At 55.4% G+C, this 20,127-nt stretch carries 10 protein-coding genes; 5 read left to right on the plus strand and 5 right to left on the minus strand.

Translation table 11 applies throughout. The features are described from left to right. Positions 1 to 48: 48 nt before the first annotated feature. The 3 genes from QEH54_RS10830 (at position 49) to QEH54_RS10840 (ending at position 6,898) form a co-directional block, all read left to right on the plus strand. Entirely contained in the window at positions 49 to 3,723 is a 3,675-nt protein-coding gene (locus QEH54_RS10830; protein WP_309018691.1) for a TonB-dependent receptor plug domain-containing protein, read from the plus strand. Between the two features lie 147 nt (positions 3,724 to 3,870). Beyond that, entirely contained in the window at positions 3,871 to 5,112 is a 1,242-nt protein-coding gene (locus QEH54_RS10835; protein WP_309018692.1) for a VCBS repeat-containing protein, read from the plus strand. A gap of 151 nt (positions 5,113 to 5,263) precedes the next feature. Continuing rightward, complete coding sequence (locus QEH54_RS10840) at positions 5,264 to 6,898, plus strand: tetratricopeptide repeat protein (protein ID WP_309018693.1); 1,635 nt, start codon at positions 5,264 to 5,266, stop codon at positions 6,896 to 6,898. A 90-nt stretch (positions 6,899 to 6,988) separates the two neighbouring features. On the opposite strand, the gene QEH54_RS10845 is transcribed toward QEH54_RS10840, so the two are convergent. From QEH54_RS10845 to QEH54_RS10860, 4 genes are all read right to left on the minus strand, one after another. Further along, positions 6,989 to 7,360, minus strand: a complete 372-nt coding sequence (locus tag QEH54_RS10845; protein WP_309018694.1) for a hypothetical protein — start codon at positions 7,358 to 7,360, stop codon at positions 6,989 to 6,991. Positions 7,361 to 7,470: 110 nt separating this feature from the next. Beyond that, positions 7,471 to 9,150, minus strand: coding sequence for a hypothetical protein (locus tag QEH54_RS10850; protein ID WP_309018695.1), 1,680 nt, complete (start codon positions 9,148 to 9,150; stop codon positions 7,471 to 7,473). Further along, the gene (locus QEH54_RS10855) at positions 9,147 to 9,959 is read right to left on the minus strand and encodes a hypothetical protein (RefSeq protein WP_309018696.1); all 813 of its coding nucleotides are present in this window, start codon (positions 9,957 to 9,959) and stop codon (positions 9,147 to 9,149) included. The genes QEH54_RS10850 and QEH54_RS10855 overlap by 4 nt, the downstream gene beginning before the upstream one ends. A gap of 87 nt (positions 9,960 to 10,046) precedes the next feature. Beyond that, the gene (locus QEH54_RS10860; RefSeq protein ID WP_309018697.1) at positions 10,047 to 11,348 is read right to left on the minus strand and encodes a substrate-binding domain-containing protein; all 1,302 of its coding nucleotides are present in this window, start codon (positions 11,346 to 11,348) and stop codon (positions 10,047 to 10,049) included. Between the two features lie 421 nt (positions 11,349 to 11,769). On the opposite strand from QEH54_RS10860, the gene QEH54_RS10865 reads away from it, so the two are divergent. Next, complete coding sequence (locus QEH54_RS10865) at positions 11,770 to 16,338, plus strand: family 43 glycosylhydrolase (protein WP_309018698.1); 4,569 nt, start codon at positions 11,770 to 11,772, stop codon at positions 16,336 to 16,338. 166 nt (positions 16,339 to 16,504) lie between these two features. Further along, positions 16,505 to 18,826, plus strand: a complete 2,322-nt coding sequence (locus QEH54_RS10870) for a glycoside hydrolase family 95 protein (RefSeq protein ID WP_309018699.1) — start codon at positions 16,505 to 16,507, stop codon at positions 18,824 to 18,826. A gap of 122 nt (positions 18,827 to 18,948) precedes the next feature. On the opposite strand, the gene QEH54_RS10875 is transcribed toward QEH54_RS10870, so the two are convergent. Further along, a complete protein-coding gene (locus QEH54_RS10875; RefSeq protein WP_309018700.1) occupies positions 18,949 to 19,893 on the minus strand; it encodes a hypothetical protein in 945 nt (314 codons plus the stop codon). Positions 19,894 to 20,127 lie beyond the last annotated feature (234 nt).

A 20,127-nucleotide genomic window follows, 5' to 3' on the forward strand; every position in this document is an offset into this window, starting at 1 on the left:
GACCATTGAACTACTCACTAAATATAGCAAAACCTGATGATAAACAATATGCCTCATAAGCTTATAAAGCCTGCCGGATGCGTCCTCGCTTCGGTAGTTTTGCCTGTGGCGGTGATGGCTCAGAGTGGTGGCAGCGAAGTCGACGAAGAAGAAGTGTTCACACTGTCTCCTTTCGAAGTATCCGCTGACGCCAATTCCGGCTACTCCGCTGCCACTACCCTGGCTGGCAACCGTCTGCAGACTGAGCTCAAAGACCTGGGAACCTCCCTTTCGGTTTACACCGAGGAGTTCCTCAACGACATTGGCGCTACCGACAACAGCACCTTGCTGAAGTACACGCTCGGAACCGAAGTCGGCGGCGTGTATGGCAACTACTCCGGCTCCGGAGGGGGAACCGATCCTAACACCAGCGCCTCCCTCAGCCCTCAGTCGACTAACCGCGTGCGAGGCTTGGTCTCTGCTGACAACACCCGCAACCTCTACCTCTCCAGCATTCCTTGGGATGGATACAACGTGGATGGCGTAGACATCCAGCGTGGTCCTAACGCGATCCTGTTCGGACAAGGCAGCCCCGGCGGTGTGATCAACACCCGCATGAAGGAAGCCCAGTGGGACAACTCCAACCAGGTTTCCATCCGTATCGACGAATACGGTAGCGTGCGCGCTTCAGTCGACCTCAACCGCGTATTGATCGAGGATCAACTGGCGGTGCGCTTCGCGGCAGTGGACAACAATGCCAAGTTCAAGCAGGACCCGGCCTTCGATGACATCCAGCGCCAGTACTTCACTGTCCGCTACGAGCCGGAATTCCTGAAATCGGAAAACGCCCGCTCGATCTTCAAGGCGAGCGTCGAAATGGGCGACGGGGAGAGCAATCGTCCCCGCAACATGCCGCCGAAGGATCGCGTCACTCCGTTCTTCACTGATCTGGACAAGCAACTCTTCGACGTGGCTTGGGGAAATGACCGCACGTTAGAGATTCCAGGACGTGGCGCTGCGGAGAGTCAGGACTGGGACAACAATGCGAATCCTAATTACGTAGAGAGAATCGGAAATCAAACCAATGGCACTGGCTACGCTGGTTACTTTGGTGGCTCGATTTTCTATTACATGCCGGGTGAGTCAGAACCGGTGTTCGGACTAGCCCCGAATGCCGTTTCCTACCTCGGGCTAGATTCTACTGGAGAACGCGACGGAACAATTGGCGGTCTCGCCAATGGAAATCCTCATGGACTCGGTGGCTATCGCGAATACGCCCAGTACAAAGGCCTACCATTCGCAAGTTTGACCAAGGACAAGTTCATCACTGATCCCTCCATATTCGATTTCTACAACAACCTGCTCGATGGCGACATCAAGCGTGAGTGGCAGAATTTCGATTCCGTGGAAGCTTCCTTGAGCCAGACCTTCTTCGGCGATACCATGGGCTTTGACATCGGTTACCATAAAGAGAGCTACCTCTCTGGTGGATACAACCCGGTGCAAGATACACTCAACATCGATGTTAACAGCCGTTTTGCTGATGGTTCCAATACCCCAGAAACGGGCTGGTATACCGATGGCACCGTCAACCCAGGCGCGGGCCGCGCATTCGTCCGTCTCGGCAATGCCAAGGGCGAGTCCGTTACGGATCGCGAAAGCTGGCGAGCGACTGCCTTCTTCTCACACGACTTCAACAAGGCAGATGGAAACTGGCTGACTCGCTTCCTCGGCAAGCACACCATCACCGGAATGGGCTCCAAGGACGAGTATCTGAACACTTCGCAAAGATGGCGTTCCAGCACCTTTGTCGGTGATTACTACCAGCATCCACAGTTTGCAGAGATCAAGGACAACAACGGCCGTTTCTGGGCGGACTTCGTGCCGATGCAGAATGTCTACCTCAGTGGAAATCTGCAAGGAGCGACGCTTGGACAAGATCTCGGAATTCGGTATCCGACCGCAGCTCCGCAGTTTGCGGACACCATGAACCTGCGTTACTTCGACTCCACTTGGATTCACCCAACGGATCCGGAAGCGGCAGGTTATGTCGACCCGGGCGCAGTTTGGTATAACCAAATATCCGCTGGTACTGAAGGTGGTCCAGTCGAGTCAACACAGTCAGAGAACCCCGCCAACTATGTCGGATGGGGCACACGCCAAGTTCGGCTTATGACGGATTCGACCGCTCAGAATCGCGATTTCCTCACCGAAAGCCGTGCCTGGGACGATCGCTACAACGATGCCTACGCCTTTGTTTGGCAGGGTAAGTTCTGGGATGATTCCCTCGTAGCTACTGCTGGTATTCGTAACGACGAAGTCGGGCAGGTACGCACCACTTGGGAAACGGACGATTCCGCAGTTTATCCAACTGAAATCCCTTACACGGTGAACGAAACGGGACCGTTTGAAGAAGAGTCGAAGAGCTGGGGCTTGGTTGCTCACTTGAACGATCTGCCATTCCTTGGCGAGGTGGTCGACAAGCTGCCAGTCAACGTCAGCGTGTCGTACAACAAGTCCAACAACTTCCAGACCGGTCAGGTCTACGTGGACTATTGGGGTCAACCTTTGCCGCTTCCTGAGGGTAACACCGAGGATATGGGCATCATGGTCGCGACCAAAGACGGCAAGTACTCGGTTAAGCTCAACAAGTTCGAATCTGACGTGCAGAACAACGTGGGCACCGGTTTGGCTTTCTGGCTCTACGGAAACAACATCGGCATCTACGCTTCTGCGTATCACCAGCACAAGTACAACTACGAGGTTCGCGGTAATCCCGATAGCACTCGTCATGGAGATGGCATCATATCAAATCTGCCAGCTCCTACTAACGAGAATCCAAACCGGAGATGGAACTTCGACTACCAGCCTTTGGACGGACAAACTCAGGCTGAAGCCGAAGCCCTCGAAATCGCAGTTATCAATGCTTATGACCAATGGCTTGAGGAGATGGCTCCTCTGCCGCAGTTGATGGCGGAAGCTTGGAGCTTCGCTTGGGATGGTTCCGACTTCACCGAGCAGGGACTTCCATTCCGTTTCACGGATGACATCAAGGCCGAAGGTTACGAGCTCGAGCTTCATGCTCAGATCACCGAAAACTGGCGCATGACCATGAATGCCTCTCGCATCAAGTCCTACCGCGACAACCTCGGTCAGACATTGGCCCCTGGTGGTGAAATGACCATGATCGACTATTTGCTCGATTTCAACGAACGCTTGAACACCACCGCTATGGGCGATCTTCGCATCTGGGCTCCCGGTGGCGCAAATGCTCGCGACAACTGGAATGGCTATGCAGATGGCGACATCAAGGCTCGTCTGGCGGAAGAAGGAACAGTTGTTCCTGAAAACCGTCTCTGGCACGTGAACTTCGTGACCAACTACGACTTCAACGACGGCAAGTTCAAGGGCTTCAGCATCGGTGGTTCCGCTCGCTACCAGTCCGCGGCTACGCTCGCCTACAAGCCATACTACGACGTGTCCGAGTTCACTGGTCGTGAGTTCCTCGCGTACGATCTGGACACTCCCTACAAGGACGATGCTCAGTTGGACTTCGACCTTTGGGTTGGTTATGGAAAGCCGATCATGAACGACAAGATCGACTGGAGAGTACAGCTCAACATAGCCAACGTGGGTGTTGGAGACGAACTCGTCCCCATCACGGTACAGCCCGACGGCACCCCTGCAGCGTATCGCATCAAAGCTCCGCAGCAGATCTTCCTGACCAATACATTCTCGTTCTAGTCTAGGAAAATACGCTATTACTACTCGCCCCCGGATCCGTCCGGGGGCGATTTTAGTTTTCAAGGATTGGCTGTATACGAATTACAACTACCATGGCTGATCTAAACTTGTTTGTTAGATACACTCCTCGATGGAGGGATGCCTCAGATGAAGTACCAGTTGTTTAAGATCTCTCTCGGCGTAATAGCAGGGGCGTTATGCCTAAACTCCGTTTCAGCGGGGTCGGACTCCTTGCAGCCCCTAGCGGTGGGAATGGAGGCGAAAGGCGAACCATGGGTGAGCAACGTGCGCATCGCGGACTTGAACCAGGATGGCCTGCCCGATATTTTAGCCTGCGAAGGACGGCTCAACCAGGTGAGTTGGCTTCGCCAAGAGTCTCCCGGCGTGTTCGAGGAAAGCATCATTGCAGAGCTCGCTCCCGGACCCGTTTTTACGGAAATCGTCGATCTGAATGACGATGGGCTGATGGACGTGCTGGTGGCTTGTATGGGAATCGTGATACCGAATAATGGCCGGATCGGCTCGGTTCTCCTGTTGGAAAATCAAGGAGATGGAACTTTCGAGCAGAGCACGTTGCTGCAGGATGTCCCTCGCGTCACCTATGTGACTTGGGGCGACTTGAATGGCGACGGATTGAAAGACTTGGTCGTTGGAGCCTTCGGCTTCTTCGATGGGGAAATTCGATGGATGGAGAATTTGGGAAACAACACCTTTAAGAGCCACCCGTTGCTTGACCTTTCGGGCACTATCCACGCCCCCGTTTGCGATGTGGATGGAGATGGCGACCTGGATATCGTGGCCCTGGTATCTCAGGACTGGGAGGAAATTCATGTTTTTGAGAACGACGGAGCCGGCAATTTCGAGGGAAGAGTCGCGTACGGCGCGCTCAATAAGGATTTTGGAAGCAGCGGCCTTTGCGTCGCTGACGTAGACGACGACGGAAGTATCGACATTGTGTATACAAATGGCGACGGTCTGGACTATTCCACTCCTGGACCGCGATCTTGGCACGGACTGCAATGGCTGCGCAACGATGGCACGGGCCAGTTCGAATATCGGCGCATCGCGGATCTGCCGGGAGCTCACAGCCCGCTGGTAGTGGATTACGATGGAGACGGAAGAAAAGACATCGTGGTCGTCAGCGCCTACAACGACTGGAGTTCGCCCGATGCGGTGTCACTAGTCTGCTATTTGCAGATGGCGAACAAAGAGTTCGAGAAAACGGTTCTAGCTCACGAACCAACGCATTTGATTTCGGTGGATGGGGCGGATATGGATGGAGATGGACAAGTGGAATTCGTCACCGGAGCTTTCATGTACTATCCACCTTTTGACAACATTAGCCGCGTGACCTACTGGGACCGCCCTCTCTCTAGCAAGAATCGTTAAGATGATCCTCTTTCGCAGTGCAGCTATTTCGCTGATCCTCGGCTCTGGAGCCTTTGTTATGGAAGGCCAGTGCTCTGATGGACGCGATGCTCAACAAGAAACGCTAACGTGGGCGATCTCCGCGCCAGAAGCATTCGTTTCGGAAGACCCTATGGGGCAACGATTCGCCTCAATTGCGTCTACTCTCGATGAAGAAGCGCAGAATCGGACGGCCCTGTTCGATCTAGCGAATCTGTACCATGCAAATGAATACGATGATCGGGCACAGTTTCTCTACAATTGGCTGATAGAGAGCGAGTCGGATCCAGAAACCTTGGCCCGTCTCAACTACCTCGCTGCCCAGCTGGTTAAGGAGCGCGGGTATTCAGAAGAAGCCTTAGCCTATCTGGAAGCGTCCGTGGCCGCCTTCGACGGTTATGGCCAGGCCATCGTTCAACTCGGCGAAGCAAGGCTCAAGACTGGCGATCTGGAGGCTGCGGAAACCCTTTTTCGAAAAGGCATGGCTAACGATTCTCAATTGGTTTCGGCCTATCTGGGACTCGCGAGGGTCCACGAGCAGCGAGGGCAACTAGATTTGGCGATTGAGGCCCTGGAAAAGGTCCTGACCTTCGACGCCGAAAATACTCCGGCCAAGGCCTTGCTATCCCAGTTGTATGCTCGTTCTGGAGACAAGAGACAAGCCTACCTGATCTCTGAGTCGATCGCGTATTCGACCAGTCCTCCCGAGTCGGACCCTTGGCTTCAGGAAGTGAAGGAACTTATACTGGATACGCAGCGCCTGGATTTCCTGTTCCTCGACTACTTCATGGTTGGGCTGTACGAGGAAGCGGAGCCTTACCTGCAACGCATGGAGGAAATCGAGCCCGAAAACCCTCGTTGGTCGCGCTATCGAGCGATCATGTACATGAGTTCTGGATACTTTGAGAAAGCCGAGTCAGAGATTCGCGAGGGACTCGAGAACGGCGGTGAGGTGGATGTTTTTTATCCCTTGCTCGTCAAGTCGCTCAGTCTGCGCGGCCAGTCTTCTGAGGCAGAGACGGTGGCCCGGGAAGCTATCGAACGCTTTGGGCCGAGTGGGGAGCTGAATCTGGAATGGGCCCGACTCCTCATGGAAAAACAATCGTACGAGGAGGCGATGACAGCGCTAAATCAGGGTCTGGAAGCGAAACCCTATGACCTTGAGCTTCATTTCACCAGGGCCCGTCTTGGCCTCAAGCTGGGAAAGACAGAAGAGGCATCGGAAAGTCTGAAGATGGTGCGCCAGCTGGCACCCATGGATTCTGAAGCCCAGGTAAGGGCAGCTTTGGTGTTGATGGAAGCGGGGAGATTCGATGAAGCCTTGCCGTTTTTGAATCAGGCTCGCAACGCTAGTCCTTATTATGCGGACGCGATCGAGCTCCTTGCGGATGCTTACTTCGAAATAGGTAGAGTAGCGCAATCGAAAGGACGGATCGACCAAGCTTTGGAGAGCTACAACCGCTCCTTGGAATTCGCACCGCGGCGTCTTGATGTTCTCGGAGCCCGAGCTCAATTGGCGATTGAAAGTGGACGTCTGGAGGTAGCAGAGGTCGCCCTGCGAGAACTGCTTTCGGTAACAGGAGAGAAACCGGGAATGCTGCTCATCTATGGCGATATTCTATTTCGAAGCGGCAAGGTAGCGGAAGCCCGCACTCATTGGCGAATCGCTCTGGGGCGTCTTGGAGAGAGTGAACAGGAGTCCCAGCTTCAGCGTAAACTGGATGTCCGACTCCAGCAGTCATCCGCTTTTATCAGGGGCGGAAAATGAGATCCGTTTCCGATTCTCGAAACGAGCTTGAGAACAAAAAGGCCCTCGCATGTCGCGAGAGCCTTTGATGAGCTTTTTTAGAGAATATCTCTACCAGGTGGCTGTCACTTTGGACGTGCCGTACGAGCCGGGTGCGTAGTGAGCGTTGATTGCAAGATAGACACCGACGCTATCGCCCGCATACGCGGTTCCAGTATCTATTTCATTCACTGAACCGGAGAACCACCCAGCGATGAAGACAATTTCCCCATTTTGCGAATTGGCGTTGGCGGTCCCGCTGATGGAACCAGATCCTGTGATTTGGGCTACGAACTGTGTTGTAGCTGTGGGATATAATGAACCTCCTCCACCGTTTTGCTGCTGCCCGGAGTAGGAAGCTGAGCACTGCCAGACTTTGCTGCCGGCCTGCAGGCAAGTGGCGAATCCGATGAGGGTGATGAGAGCTAGGATCTTTCGTTTCATATACTATCTTTTGGGTTTAGTTATACACGTGTGCCACCTCTGGCTAGCGAGCCTTCAGCGGCGGAGAGTTGAATTCCTATCTAAAAAGTTATGATGTCCGAAACTGTCCGCTATGGGATGGTGGGAGCCTCTTTCAAACCGTATCGCGAGAAGTCCATTTGCAGTCTTAATCCCAGCTTTCGGGCCCGTTGCTGGACGTCTTTAGAAATCAGTTCCAAGAAGCGTTCTTCTTTGATTTCCCGTTCTAGACGTGGACGTAGCTCCTCGAGTGTGACCGATCGCAGCTCGAGAGTTTTCGCCTTTTCGAATATCGCGACCCCATCGTAATAGGGGGCCGGTCCGGTTCTGGCTCCATCGGCAAGAGCGAGTAGCGCTCTGTTGGGCCAGGCATCGGTGATCGGTGGCGAATCTTCGGTGACTTGCAGGTTTGGTCGAGATTTCGATGGAGGGTTCCCGTCGGAAAAAGATTTCCAGGAATCGAAGATCAGGAGGGTTCCTTCGATTCGTGATGCTTTGGTCATATCGCTATACCTTTGTTGAAACCCTTGCATTATTTCCGTTTCGCGAATGCGGCCTTCGCCTTCGAAGAGTTCCGCTTTGTACGCTTCAAGCATGCAGTTGTTTTCGTAGTTCAAACGATTCTGAGAGAATCGGGGTTCGGAGGTCATCCCGCCCGAGCGACCAAGTCGCAGACACAGCCTCGAGAGCACGTAGAAATCGATCGCTCTTTCGATCTTGTCTGGATGGTCAAGCAATTGGCGTTGAATAGCGTGGTTATAGTCTGCGATGAAATCGTTGACGCTCACTGGGTGTACGCTTTCATCCAGCCTGTATTCGAAGAGGCGACTGTTTCCTAAATTCCTGTCTGCCAAGCTCAACTTGCCTCGATCGTCTATAGAAAGGCTTTGCGCAATCGTGGGTAGGAGTTGACCTTGGATCCTGAGCTGAGCCTGATCTTTGAGAAGATATTTGTATTTCTCCAATCTAACGGCTCGATCGATTAGAGAAGCATGCTCAGAAAATGACGCGTCATGCAGATGGTCGTAGAGAGTACTGGACGACTCTTTAGCGGTAAGTTGAAAGTAGAGGAGGGTTCCTAAGTGGGAGAAAGGGCCATAGAGCTTTCCGGTTTCCGCTTTCGAGATTTCCTCTCGAATCGACATGTGCGGATTGAATGGCCAATTTAGGCTTGCGACGGAACGTTTGCTGCCCGGTCTTTCTTCTCGCGTTATGTATGACTCGAGCTCTGAAAGCGCTTTGAAATCCTGTAGGCTACTTGTCGACTCGGCTGCATCCAACTCAATGAAGATTCCGGTGACCTTGGTCTTAGCTTGAAGACGGGTTTCTTCGAGTTTTTCGGGATGTATCGGTATGGTGGGTACAGTCCTTTTCAGGACAGGGCTATCGTCTTGAATCAGCAAATAGCGCTCCATGGAGTCGACTGCGAGTGCGACTTCAGGTCGCTCGGACCATCCTTCCTTACGCAATTCGGCGATCAAGCATTGTTCGGCGATAAAACGAGTAAACCATTCCGATTTCTCCCGGGTGGATGGAGGTTGGGGGGCGGACGATAGGAATAAGTTGTAATTCTTGTCTACGATGTATTGCGAAACAGCATAGCCATCGAATTTCAAAGCAGTTGAGAGATCGACTGTTTTAGGGTCGCTGGTAAAACAGCGTCCGGAGGGCAAGATGAGAAAACTTGCAACGAACGCTACGAGGGAAACGACCAAGGAGCTAAAAAGCGGGTTCGGCCAACGAGGATCTAGGTTTCTTGCTTCGGTTCTCATTCGTACTGATAATCCAAATACAAGTCAGTGAACGCGGTGAATGTATCTTCTTCTAGGATGCTTGCGACCTCCTCCAGAAACAGTTTATCGAAGGAGGACAGATCGTTGCTGGACGAGTCTTCAGATTGCTGGCTGTCGCTTTCCAGAGCAGCTTGATATTTCGTTATCGATTCCTCGTAGCTTCTCGCCACCGCCGCGGCTTTTTCTTCGCTTAGGTGTCGTTGCCTCGCTTTCATCTGGCTACGGATTTCCGGAAGCTTTTCGCGGAAGGTCAGCGAAGCGACGTAGGTGTCGAAACGGGAAATGTCCTGCTCGGTCATAAGAGCCTCAAGGCGCTCGCGTTTACGTCTCTCGATGGTTTCGACAGCTGCTCTCAGCTCCTCCTTGATGCTGGGCGATGTGTAGTCGATGGATTGGAATAGGAATCTGAGTTCCGTTTCCGCTTCGATCAAAGAGAGGCGAATGGCTTCCAAGGCCTGAGGGGAGTATCCGTCAAGCTCTGACAGAAGGTCGGCGTAGCGAATGTCGGCGCGTTTCTGCGATTCACTCGTAAGGCGTTCAAGCTGTTCCGTACGGATTTTTAGGGCAGGGTTAGCCGAGGAGTCGCTAGCAATAGAACTAGCCTCTTCTTCGACGTGGTCAACGTTTCCTCTTAATTCTAAAGAGGTGCCCGGACTGGCTATTTTTGAATTGAGATTGTCTGTCTCGGTTTGTGGCTGCAGCAAAGCAATGCGAAGGCTTAGACCCGCGCAGAGCAAGCAACCGACAAAGATGCAGACAAGTCGGGTCCAGCGACTCGGCTTATTCATCTATGTGAGGTCAGGGTTAGGTAGGGAGTTACGAGAGTTGGGAAATGGGCTGTTCGATGCCCGGAAACAGGTAAGTAAGGACGCTGGCTAGCGAGTGTTTTCTCTGGTGGTCTTCTCGCGGTAGGAAGCAGGCGTGTGTCCAAACCGTTTTCGGAAGATACGGAAGAAATTTCCAGAAGAGTAGATTCCAACCAAGCGGGCTATCTCGCCCACGTTCTTATCGGGTTGATCGATCAGTAGTCGCGAGGCTTCGCTCATGCGAGTGTCTTCGATGTATTCGCGAATCGTATACCCTTTTTCCGTACGAAAATCGCGTTCTAGCTGTCTACGGGAAATTCCGAGCGCATCTGCGACTGAAGTGACGCTTAGGCTAGGATCCGAGTAGCTTTCCGCGATGAAGACCATCGCTTGCTGAATGCGCGGATTCTCTTCCGCCGATAGGGCGGTGCTATCGCGAGCGACTATCTGCTTGGGTGCGATCTTGATACTCTCGATCGCGCTGGGCTGGCCATTCAAGATGTCTGACAGCAGGGACGCCGCCTGATAGGCCATCTCCTCGACGTTTGGGTCGACGCTGGAGAGGGCTACGGGTGAGGACTCGCATTCGACGTGTTCGTTGCCTACGCCGAGAATGGCGAGTTGTTCCGGGACCTCTAGGCCTACTTCGCGAGCGATGGTGGCGAGTTCCGCGGACAGGCAATCGTTGAAAGCGAAAAGGCCTACCCGGTTGGATAGGGTTGAAAATAGACTTCCGACTTTGGATCGCCAATCCTGCCAGTCATCTTGCCAGTGGTGACCGGATCTCTTGTGGGCCGGCGGCAGTTGCTGGATGCGGCAGCCGAGCTTTTCGATTTCCCGCTGGAATCCTATGAAGCGATCCCGGTTTTGCGAATCGTTGATGAAGGGGGCCCAGATGAATTCGCGGCAGTTGCGCCTTATGAGGTGCCGAGCAGCCAGCCTTCCGATCGCGATGTTGTCGGGTTCGATTCGCGGTACGGATTTGCATTCGTCCGTCATGCTAACTGTCACGCAGGGAATATCCGTACCTGTGACATAGGAGGTGATGTCCGACTGGTAGGGAGCGAAAGCTAGAACGCCATCTCCGTCCCATCTACGTGGGAGCACCCCGGTGTGGAGCATGTCGGTGATCAGTTGCCATCCGCTTTCGCGGGCGTACCGAGCGATCCCTTTGAGGAATCCGCTGTGAGTGAGCTGAGTGGCGACTAGGATTCGGTGTTGCTGGTGAACATTGGGGGAGCGGTGGGAAATCGAGACGCGGTCGTCCGCGGCGAAACAGTTGGCAGTGAGGCGTTCATCGCACACTTCGATCGAAGGGGCGTAGATGGCGTTGCTGGCAACTGGAGTATTTGGAATACCGGTTGCGTTCATGGGGTAGGGTGTAGTTTGATTCTTCGGATTAAGCGGCAAGTCCCGTGTCGAATCCGATTTTAGCAGCGTCTTTATAATGACCGAATGGGGGGAGGCGTGGTCAAGCGAGCGATGGTTAGGAAAGCTCTATGACTGAGGTTATAGCCGGTGGGGCGAAGTGGGTGAGAGCGGCCGTAGGCGTTGAGTGGATACTCTATGCCAACGCCTTGTTCGTTTCGGGTCCAATGCTTGATGGCTCTCGTTGGGGATCCTATTATGACCTAAGTAAGGGTTAATTGCTAACCATTGTGGGCTTGAGGGAATCGCCCGATTCCAGCCCGCTTGTAGGGTTGGTTATTCTCACCCCCTAATAGAACGAACCAGGCTGCGGTTTGGCGTATCGGCCCGCCTGGGCGTCTCGGTTCTTTGCGTTTTTACAATCATGCCCCATCTATCCCGAATCATTGCTAAGTCGTGTCTCGTCGATCGCTGTGCGCTTCCGCTCGTTGGGCGGATCGCGCTCGCGGTATCCGCTCTCTTCGTTGTCCCGTCGCTGCTGGCATGGCAATCTGACAACGGGGACGGAACGTTCAGCAATCCGGTATTGTACGCGGATTACCCCGATCCGGATATCATTCGAGTCGGCGACGACTTTTATATGGTTTCCACCACTTTTGTCGATGTGCCCGGAATTCGGATACTGCACTCTCAAGATCTCGTGAACTGGGAAATCGCAGGCCATGCAGCGATCGAGGTCGACGGGGGCGAGGCTTACGACCTAGAGGGCGATACCGCCTACCGAGGCGGCTATTGGGCTTGCAGTCTGCGCCATCATGACGGGACCTTCTATGTGCTGGTGAATCCCACCTTCGGCAATGCTCGCCTCTACTATGCGGACGACGTGAGCGGAGACTGGCAGTATCATCAGCTTGATCGCCCCGCGTACGATCCGGGGCTCTTCTTCGACGACGACGGTACCGGCTACATCGTCAGCGGCCACTCTCGAATGACCTTGATGGAACTGAGCTCCGACTATTCCAGCGTGGTGTCGCAGACCAACGATGTCTTCGACGCAGGCGGCGAGGGCGCTCATGTGATCAAACGCGGCGACTACTACTACGTTTTCAACGCCAATCCGACTGTATGGCCATTTCAACTACGGTGCTCGAGAGCTACGGACCTGCAGGGACCTTGGGAAACGGGGCATGTAGTCCTCACCGCGACCACCGGCGGGCATCAGGGCTCGGTCGTGGAGTTGGCGGATGGTAGCTGGTTCGGCTTTGTGCACCAGGACAGCGGAGCGATCGGCAGAATGCCCAATATCGGACCTGTGTTTTGGGAAGACGATTGGCCAGTGTTCGGAACGCCCGACGCGCGTGACCAGATCGCGGATACCTACGAGAAGCCGATACTCGGCAAGGCGATTGCCCAGCCTGCGACCTCCGATGACTTTACTTCCTCAGAACTCGGTCTGCAATGGCAATGGAATCACAACCCCGACGCCAGCAAGTGGTCCCTGTCGGAACGATCTGGATACCTGCGACTGAAACCTTCGCAGGCGGATCGTTTCTGGACAGCCAGGAATACGCTGACTCAAAAGGGGCAGGGTCCAGAGAGTCACGGCATCGTGAAGCTGGATGTGAGCGCCTTGCAGTCGGGCGATCGGGCGGGCATCGGCACGCTAGGCAAGGTCAACAGCAACATATTCGTCAGTGTCGATAGCGAGGGCAGCAAGACGCTGCGATCCAGCATGGATCACCGTGGTGTGGGCGCCCATGATGGAGCGGTGCCGATCGCGCTGGAGAGTGACACGGTCTATCTCCGCGTCGACTTGGACTTCGTGGAGGAGCTCGGCATGTGTTCCTATAGCTACGATGGGGAGTCGTGGACGCGTTTCGGGGGGATCTTCACCTTGGGCTTCGACATCACTCACGCCACCTTTCAGGGCCAGAAGTTCGCCCTCTTTTGCTATAATACGGAGACCGATGATAGCCCCGGCTACGTGGATGTAGACTCGTTCACCTTTGGCGAAACCGCGGATCAGGTCACGCTGCAGCGCGGCTGGGCGGTTTTGAACGAAGCGGGCACCACCTTCGTGGCGGATAACGGACAACTGATACGCGGACCTTTCGCCTCTACCGAATGGGGTAACCCGCCGCCACGAGAGAATCTCGCCAAACTCAAAGAGCTCGGACTTAACGCGGTGCACCTCTACGGCGAGGTCTTCGATCCGGATTACCCCGCTGAAGGAAGCCAAGCTCCAGGCTATTCGGCTGCCCGCATGGATAGCATGGTGGAAATGACGCGGGAGCTGGGTCTCTACCTGGTCATCACCATCGGAAACGGAGCTAACAACGGAGACTACAACTACGACTACATCATCGATTTTTGGGATTTCTACGCTCCACGCTACGCGGACGAAACCCATGTGATTTTCGAAATCCAGAACGAGCCAGTGGCCTGGACGCCACCGTATTCACAGGCGGTGCTTGATATGGAGGTGGACGCCTACAATACGATTCGTAGCCACGCGCCGGATACGCCGGTTCTGCTCATGACCTATGCGGTCTTGTCGAATTGGAACGCGGCGTTGAGCGACCTTTCGAAGATTCACGATGACATCGATTGGAGCAATGCGGCGGTCGGTTTCCATGGATACGCGGGCCACGAAGAGACGCCGCCTGCCTTGGAGGAGATCTTGGACGCGGGCTATCCTATGTTTATGACGGAGTTCACCACCTCTGAGTGGGGCTACAGTTTGGATCACATCGATCTGGAAATGACCGCCACCCTGGAGCGCTTGCAGATTTCCTGGCTAAACTTTCTCCATGTTCCGCCCAACTTTATCAACGAAGCCATCAGCGACCCCACCGCCTACTCGGACATTGTCAATCGCTCCGGCCTCGGATGGGTGCCCGACTATGGGGATTGGCCGCAACAACGCGGCGTATTCGGAAATCAAGGACTGCCACGAGAGACAACGAGCGAGTGGGTGAATGACAAACTGACTGGAACGCTGCGCGTGGAAGCGGAGGATTTCGACACCGGCGGCCAAGGCATCGCGTACAACGATCGGGACTCCGAGAATAGCGGCGGTCAGTACCGGCTGGAAGAAGGGGTCGATATCCAAAGCGTGAGCGATGGAGGCAGCGCTTATGCGGTGACTTCGACCGAGTCCGGCGAGTGGTTGGAGTATACGATATTTGCCAAGGAGCCTGGCTTGTACACCTTCAGGTTGCGCTATGCCTCGAATGTATCCGACGGAGCGATACGAGCGGATTTCAATGGCGTCGATGCGACGGGAGTGGTCGATCTATCCAGCACCGGCGGCTCTGGCAATTGGAGCTCCATCGAGGAGGAGGTCTTTCTAGACTATGGGCAGCAGAAGGTACGGTTGAGCATTGAGTCTGGGGGAGTACGTTTGAATTGGTTCGAGCTGACTCCGGTTTCGAATGGGCCGATCGCTGATGGAACCTACCGCTTCGTGAATCGAAAAAGCGGGCTTGCCGCCGGTGTCGACCTCGGCTCCTACGAGCTGATTCAGGAGGCCTACGAGGGCGACGCCCAGGAATGGGAGGTGACTCATCTGGGAGCGGGCAACTATCGCGTGACCTGGGTGAACCAGAGCTTGAACTGGAGCATTGGACTCGAGCAAAACAACGATGATCCGGTGGAGGTGGTGCCTTGGAGCGACCTTACTCGCTTCCGGCGAATGCTGGTGGTGCCTTCGACGGACGGCTACTATCGAATCCGTAATGCCGCGAGCGGTTTGGAAACCGTGCCTCTAGGCGCTTCGGTGGAGCAGGACGCTGGCTTGGTGCAATACGTTTTCGACGGCAAGCCGCATCACTATTGGGCGATACAAAGCGGATCCGAAGCGCCTTTCCCGACGGGACTGACGTTAGACGTCGCGAACGACGGATACGAAGTGAGCTGGAGCGCGGTGGAGGGAGCGGATAGCTACTCGGTCAAGCGTTCGAGTACGCCCGGCGGACCCTATGCGGTCATCGCCCAAGGAGTGACGGATACCCGCTACAAGGATCAGGACGTGACGATCGGCGAGATCTGGTACTATGTGGTCAGTTCGAAGAGCGGCGCTACGGAAAGCCCCATCAGCGCTGAGGTAGTGGCCAATCCGCCTCGCTTGTTCGCGAGCTTCCCGCTGGATGAAGGCAGTGGCGTCGCGGTTTATGACGACTCCGGCTCTGGTTGGCAGGGTGAGCTCATGAATGGGGCGACTTGGGCTGAGGGCCGAGGCGGCTCGGTGGTCGAGTTCGACGGGACCAACGACCACATTCTACTCTCGCAAGGGATTATGAGCGAGCTGACGGATCTCACCCTCTCGGTGTGGACGTATCTCGATGCCACCCCGACTTGGTCGCGCATCATCGACTTTGGCTCGGGAACAGGAAACTACATGTTCATCACCCCGAGCGGGGCGGGAGGTGTCGCGCGGTTCGCTATGACGATCGGTTCTGGAGAGCAGTTGATCAACGGGCCCGAGGCGCTGCCAATCGGCGAATGGGTCCATGTGGCGGTGACCTTGCAGGGCTCGACCGGGATACTGTATGTCAATGGCGAGGAAGTGGGGCGCAACGAGGAGATGTCGATCACTCCCCAGGATTTGGGCGTCACCACGCAAAACTACATTGGCAAGTCTCAATGGCCCGATCCTCATCTCGATGGCAAGGTCGACGATCTTCGCATCTACTCGAACGCGTTTGATGCGGACGGGGTTCTGGCGCTGTTCGAGGAAGAGCCGCGTCCTCCTATCAGCGAGCAGGAGCTGGCGTCTCCGGGCATCGTCGTGTATGACTCCGTGGCCTACGTGATCATCGAGGAAACGGTTCCAGGCCGCGGCTACCAGCTGGAGGTTTGCCAAGACATCAGCGATCCGATTTGGGAAGCTGTCGGCGGGTTCAAGATCGGCGACGGAGAGGAGCTGACGCTTGAAATGCCTTGGACTGAGGAACGCGTAGCAGGATTTTTCAGAGTCCGACTACGAAAGTGACGATGCGCGTCGGTTTTCAACGTCAGGGCCGAACACGCTCGATTTTATCAGCCGGTGCCGCGTAAGGTTCCCACTCTTCGATGATGGGCGGAAGCGACCGAGCGCGCTGCCTCATCGTTCGTCTTTCCCACTTCGTGAATCGTAACCCCTCATTCGACACCTCGACATGATTCGAAAACTCAACGAAATCGCCATGCTCTCGCTGCTTCTCTGCCATCCGGCCATCGCTGCGTCGGATCTGCTCAAATACGACGAGCCAGGGCAGATGGAACCGCTCTCCGAGGGGCTGCCCATCGGCAACGGAAGTATCGGCGCCTTGATCATGGGGCGCCCGGCGGAGGAGCGTATCGTCTTGAACAACGATACGCTTTGGGCGGGAGGGCCCTACGATCCAAGCTATCCAGAGGCGAAGGAAGCCTTGCCCGAAATCCGGCGTCTGCTTTTCGAGAACAAGCATCGCGAGGCTCAGGCCCTCGTGCAGGAGTCCTTTCTCTCAAAGCCGCAGGCCCAGATGAGCTATCAAGCGATGGCGGATCTGATGTTGAGTTTCCCCGGCCATGATCAAGCGAAGTCCTACGGGCGTCAGCTCGATCTGAGCGAAGCTGTAGCTACGGTGAGCTACCAGATCGATGGGGTGACCTACACGCGCGAGCATTTCGCAAGCGCTCCCGACGGTGTCGTGGTGGTTCGCCTTCAAGCGGATAGGCCAGGGAGCATCGATGTGACGCTGCACCTCGACTCGCTGCATGAACGCGTTCGCCGGGAGTTTTGGCCGGATGGGTTTAGGATCACTGGGCGAAACAGCGATCGGCATGGGATTGACGGGCAGCTGAGCTGGTCGGTGGAAGCGTCGGTGCTACGCGAAGGCGGCTGGGCGCTGCCGGGAGATAACTACCTCCGTATTCGTGATGCAGATACGGTGACCTTGCTGATTGCCGCCAATACCAGCCATGTGAGCTGGAAGGACGTGAGTGGCAGCCCGATGGCTCGAAATCAAGCGCAGCTCGAGACGGCTAATGCTTATTCCTACGACGAACTGAAAGAGCGGCATCTTGAAGACTATCGATCCCTGTTCGAGCGCGTTTCTCTGGAACTGGAGGGCGCTGATCCGGAACTGGGCCAGCGCTTCACTGACGAGCGCATCGCAACCTTTTCGCAGGATCAGGATCCCGAGATGGCGGCCCTCTACTTCAATTTCGCCCGCTATCTGCTGATCTCCTCATCGCGTCCGGGTGGGCAACCAGCCAATCTGCAAGGGCTCTGGAACGACAAGCTTTTCGCTCCTTGGGACAGCAAGTACACCATCAACATCAATACGGAGATGAACTACTGGCCGGCCCAGGTCACGCAGCTCGCCGAATGCGTCGAGCCTCTGGCTTCCATGTTGCACGACCTGGCGGAATCCGGTCAGCGAACCGCGAAAAACTTCTATGGCGCATCCGGTTGGGTGACCCATCACAATACGGACCTTTGGCGAGCGACCGGCCCGATCGATGGGGCGTTCTGGGGCATGTGGCCCACGGGTGGCGCTTGGCTGAGTCTCTTTCTCTGGGAGCGCTTCGAGTTTAGCGGCGACCTCGAAACGCTGGAGGCGGACTACCCGGTGCTCAAAGGGGCCGCACGGTTCTTTTTGGATACGCTAGTGGAGGATCCAAGAACTGGATACTTGGTGACGGCGCCTTCGAACTCGCCGGAAAACGCCCACCATCCAGGTGTGACCAATGCAGCGGGCCCGACCATGGACAACGCCATCCTGCGCGACCTGTTTTCTGCGGTGGTCCAAGCCAGCGAAGAGCTCGGCGTAGACGAGGCGTTTCGTGAAGAAGTGGAGTCTGCGGCTGAACGCTTGCCTCCTTTCAAGATCGGTGAGGCGGGGCAGTTGCAGGAGTGGCAGTTCGACTGGGATCTAGAGGCTCCGGAAAGGGACCACCGACATGTCTCCCATCTCTACGCGCTGCACCCCAGCAATCAGATTTCTCCCGTACAGACGCCGGAGCTCGCCAAAGCCGCTCGCAAATCGCTGGAGCTGCGGGGAGATGAAGGAACGGGCTGGAGCTTGGCCTGGAAGGTGAATTTTTGGGCCCGCCTGCTCGAGGGCGAACGAGCTCACGATCTGTTGGAGCTGCTGATCAGCCCGGGATTTTGCTACACCAACATGTTCGACGCTCATCCGCCGTTTCAGATCGACGGCAATTTCGGTGGCGCAAGCGGTGTCGTTGAAATGTTGTTACAAAGTCATCTGGTTGAAGGCGAGTCTCGGGTCATTCATTTGCTGCCAGCTCTTCCTGAGGCTTGGAAGGAAGGTGAAATCCGCGGATTTAGAACGCGTGGCGGTTTCGAGGTCGATATGTCTTGGAAGCAGGGAGCTCGCGTATCCGCCAAAATCGAATCGCGATTAGGCGGCTCGTTGGTGGTGAAGATTGGGGATCGTACCCATCGTTTCAATACCGATAAGGGCGAGCTCATCGAGGTCTCAGAGAAGCTCTAAGGGACCTCGCGACCAAACCCGTTTGAAGACGCCCCTCGGGCGCGTCGTTTCCGCATGGACCTTGGCTTACGCCTCGCCCAGCGCGCGAGGCATAGCCAGCGGCCGGGAGCGATCGGAAGAGCTCACTCCTCGATTTCCGCTTCGTCCTCCATGACGTCGACGACTTCCAGTTCGCCCATGGAGACGTCGCCGGGCAACAGGTTGCGTTTCAGTCTTCCGGATTCGTTTCCGAAAAGGCTGGACGCCGCTCGAGCCATGTTGGCGAACTCCTCGTCGAAACTTCTGCCCCTCGCCCTAATGCTGAATCGCGTGATCCAGAGCAGATTCTTCTCTTTGGATTCCACAAGTTTCCTGAAGTCGTAGGCTTGCAGGATTACGAAGTAGCGCTCGGTCTCGATCTCGGCTTCGAGGTCGTTCAGGATGTTGCGTTGCGGCCCTAGGATAGGCCCCATGCTGTAGTAGTCGACCAGCGTGGGCGCGTATCCGAGCAGCTGCGCGTTGTACTCGTTGGCCTTGCGCCTGGCGCGTTCCGCCATGTCCTGCAGGAGCAGCATCGTTTCCAGTTCTCCGATGGACTGGCTCATTTCGGAGCTTTGTTCCGCTGTGAGGCTTCCGTCTGATCCGATGTCGCTGTTGATGCTGTTGATCGAATTCATGGCGTTCGCCATCTCGTCGATGGCGACGTTTCTGAAGCCGTCGTGATGGGGGATCGTCTTTCCCCAGTTCAGGACGATGAGCAGGTCGGTCTTTTGGGGGTCGGTTTCCGGCACGTAGTTCTCTTCCGCCAAAGCGGTCGCGATATGGTTGGCCAACTCCTCCTGGCTCAGGGCGATCAAGGATTCGTCCTTTTCGGTGGGGTCGATCAGTTTGCCAATTCCCAGAGCGTAGGTCTCCGGCTTCCATTGACCGTCTTCGAGCCGCTCGCGTTGGTAGAGCGGACTGACCACCGAGTGGGCGACGGTGCGTGGTGGCTTTTTTTTCACTTCCTTTGCGAACAGCCCGGGAGTGGAAAGAGTCAGTGCGGCGACGCAAAGGAGCGGCAGGGCGAGCGGAGTTGCTTTATTCATGAGAGAAAACGATTCCTAAACTGATAAGAAAGCGCAACGGCTGAAGCTAGGCTTGGAGGCCTCGGAAGTGGATCCCATAAGGAAATGAACGTAGCAGCATCGTCATTTCCGAAACGGAAAACAAGGGACTTCGCTACCTTTAAGGCAATTTTCTAATAAGGCCTTCGAATCGCTATGACTAAGGTTATAACAAGATGATTACGATCATTGGCTTGTGTGGTTCCGTTTCATTTC

This window comes from Pelagicoccus sp. SDUM812003 (assembly GCF_031127815.1).
In the GTDB taxonomy this organism is placed as follows: domain Bacteria; phylum Verrucomicrobiota; class Verrucomicrobiia; order Opitutales; family Opitutaceae; genus Pelagicoccus.

Coding starts and splice junctions, on each gene's coding strand:
- QEH54_RS10830 (WP_309018691.1), top strand. CDS start 49: ATGCCTCATAAGCTTATAAAGCCTGCCGGATGCGTCCTCGCTTCGGTA.
- QEH54_RS10835 (WP_309018692.1), top strand. CDS start 3,871: ATGAAGTACCAGTTGTTTAAGATCTCTCTCGGCGTAATAGCAGGGGCG.
- QEH54_RS10840 (WP_309018693.1), top strand. CDS start 5,264: ATGGGGCAACGATTCGCCTCAATTGCGTCTACTCTCGATGAAGAAGCG.
- QEH54_RS10845 (WP_309018694.1), bottom strand. CDS start 7,360: ATGAAACGAAAGATCCTAGCTCTCATCACCCTCATCGGATTCGCCACT.
- QEH54_RS10850 (WP_309018695.1), bottom strand. CDS start 9,150: ATGAGAACCGAAGCAAGAAACCTAGATCCTCGTTGGCCGAACCCGCTT.
- QEH54_RS10855 (WP_309018696.1), bottom strand. CDS start 9,959: ATGAATAAGCCGAGTCGCTGGACCCGACTTGTCTGCATCTTTGTCGGT.
- QEH54_RS10860 (WP_309018697.1), bottom strand. CDS start 11,348: ATGAACGCAACCGGTATTCCAAATACTCCAGTTGCCAGCAACGCCATC.
- QEH54_RS10865 (WP_309018698.1), top strand. CDS start 11,770: ATGCCCCATCTATCCCGAATCATTGCTAAGTCGTGTCTCGTCGATCGC.
- QEH54_RS10870 (WP_309018699.1), top strand. CDS start 16,505: ATGATTCGAAAACTCAACGAAATCGCCATGCTCTCGCTGCTTCTCTGC.
- QEH54_RS10875 (WP_309018700.1), bottom strand. CDS start 19,893: ATGAATAAAGCAACTCCGCTCGCCCTGCCGCTCCTTTGCGTCGCCGCA.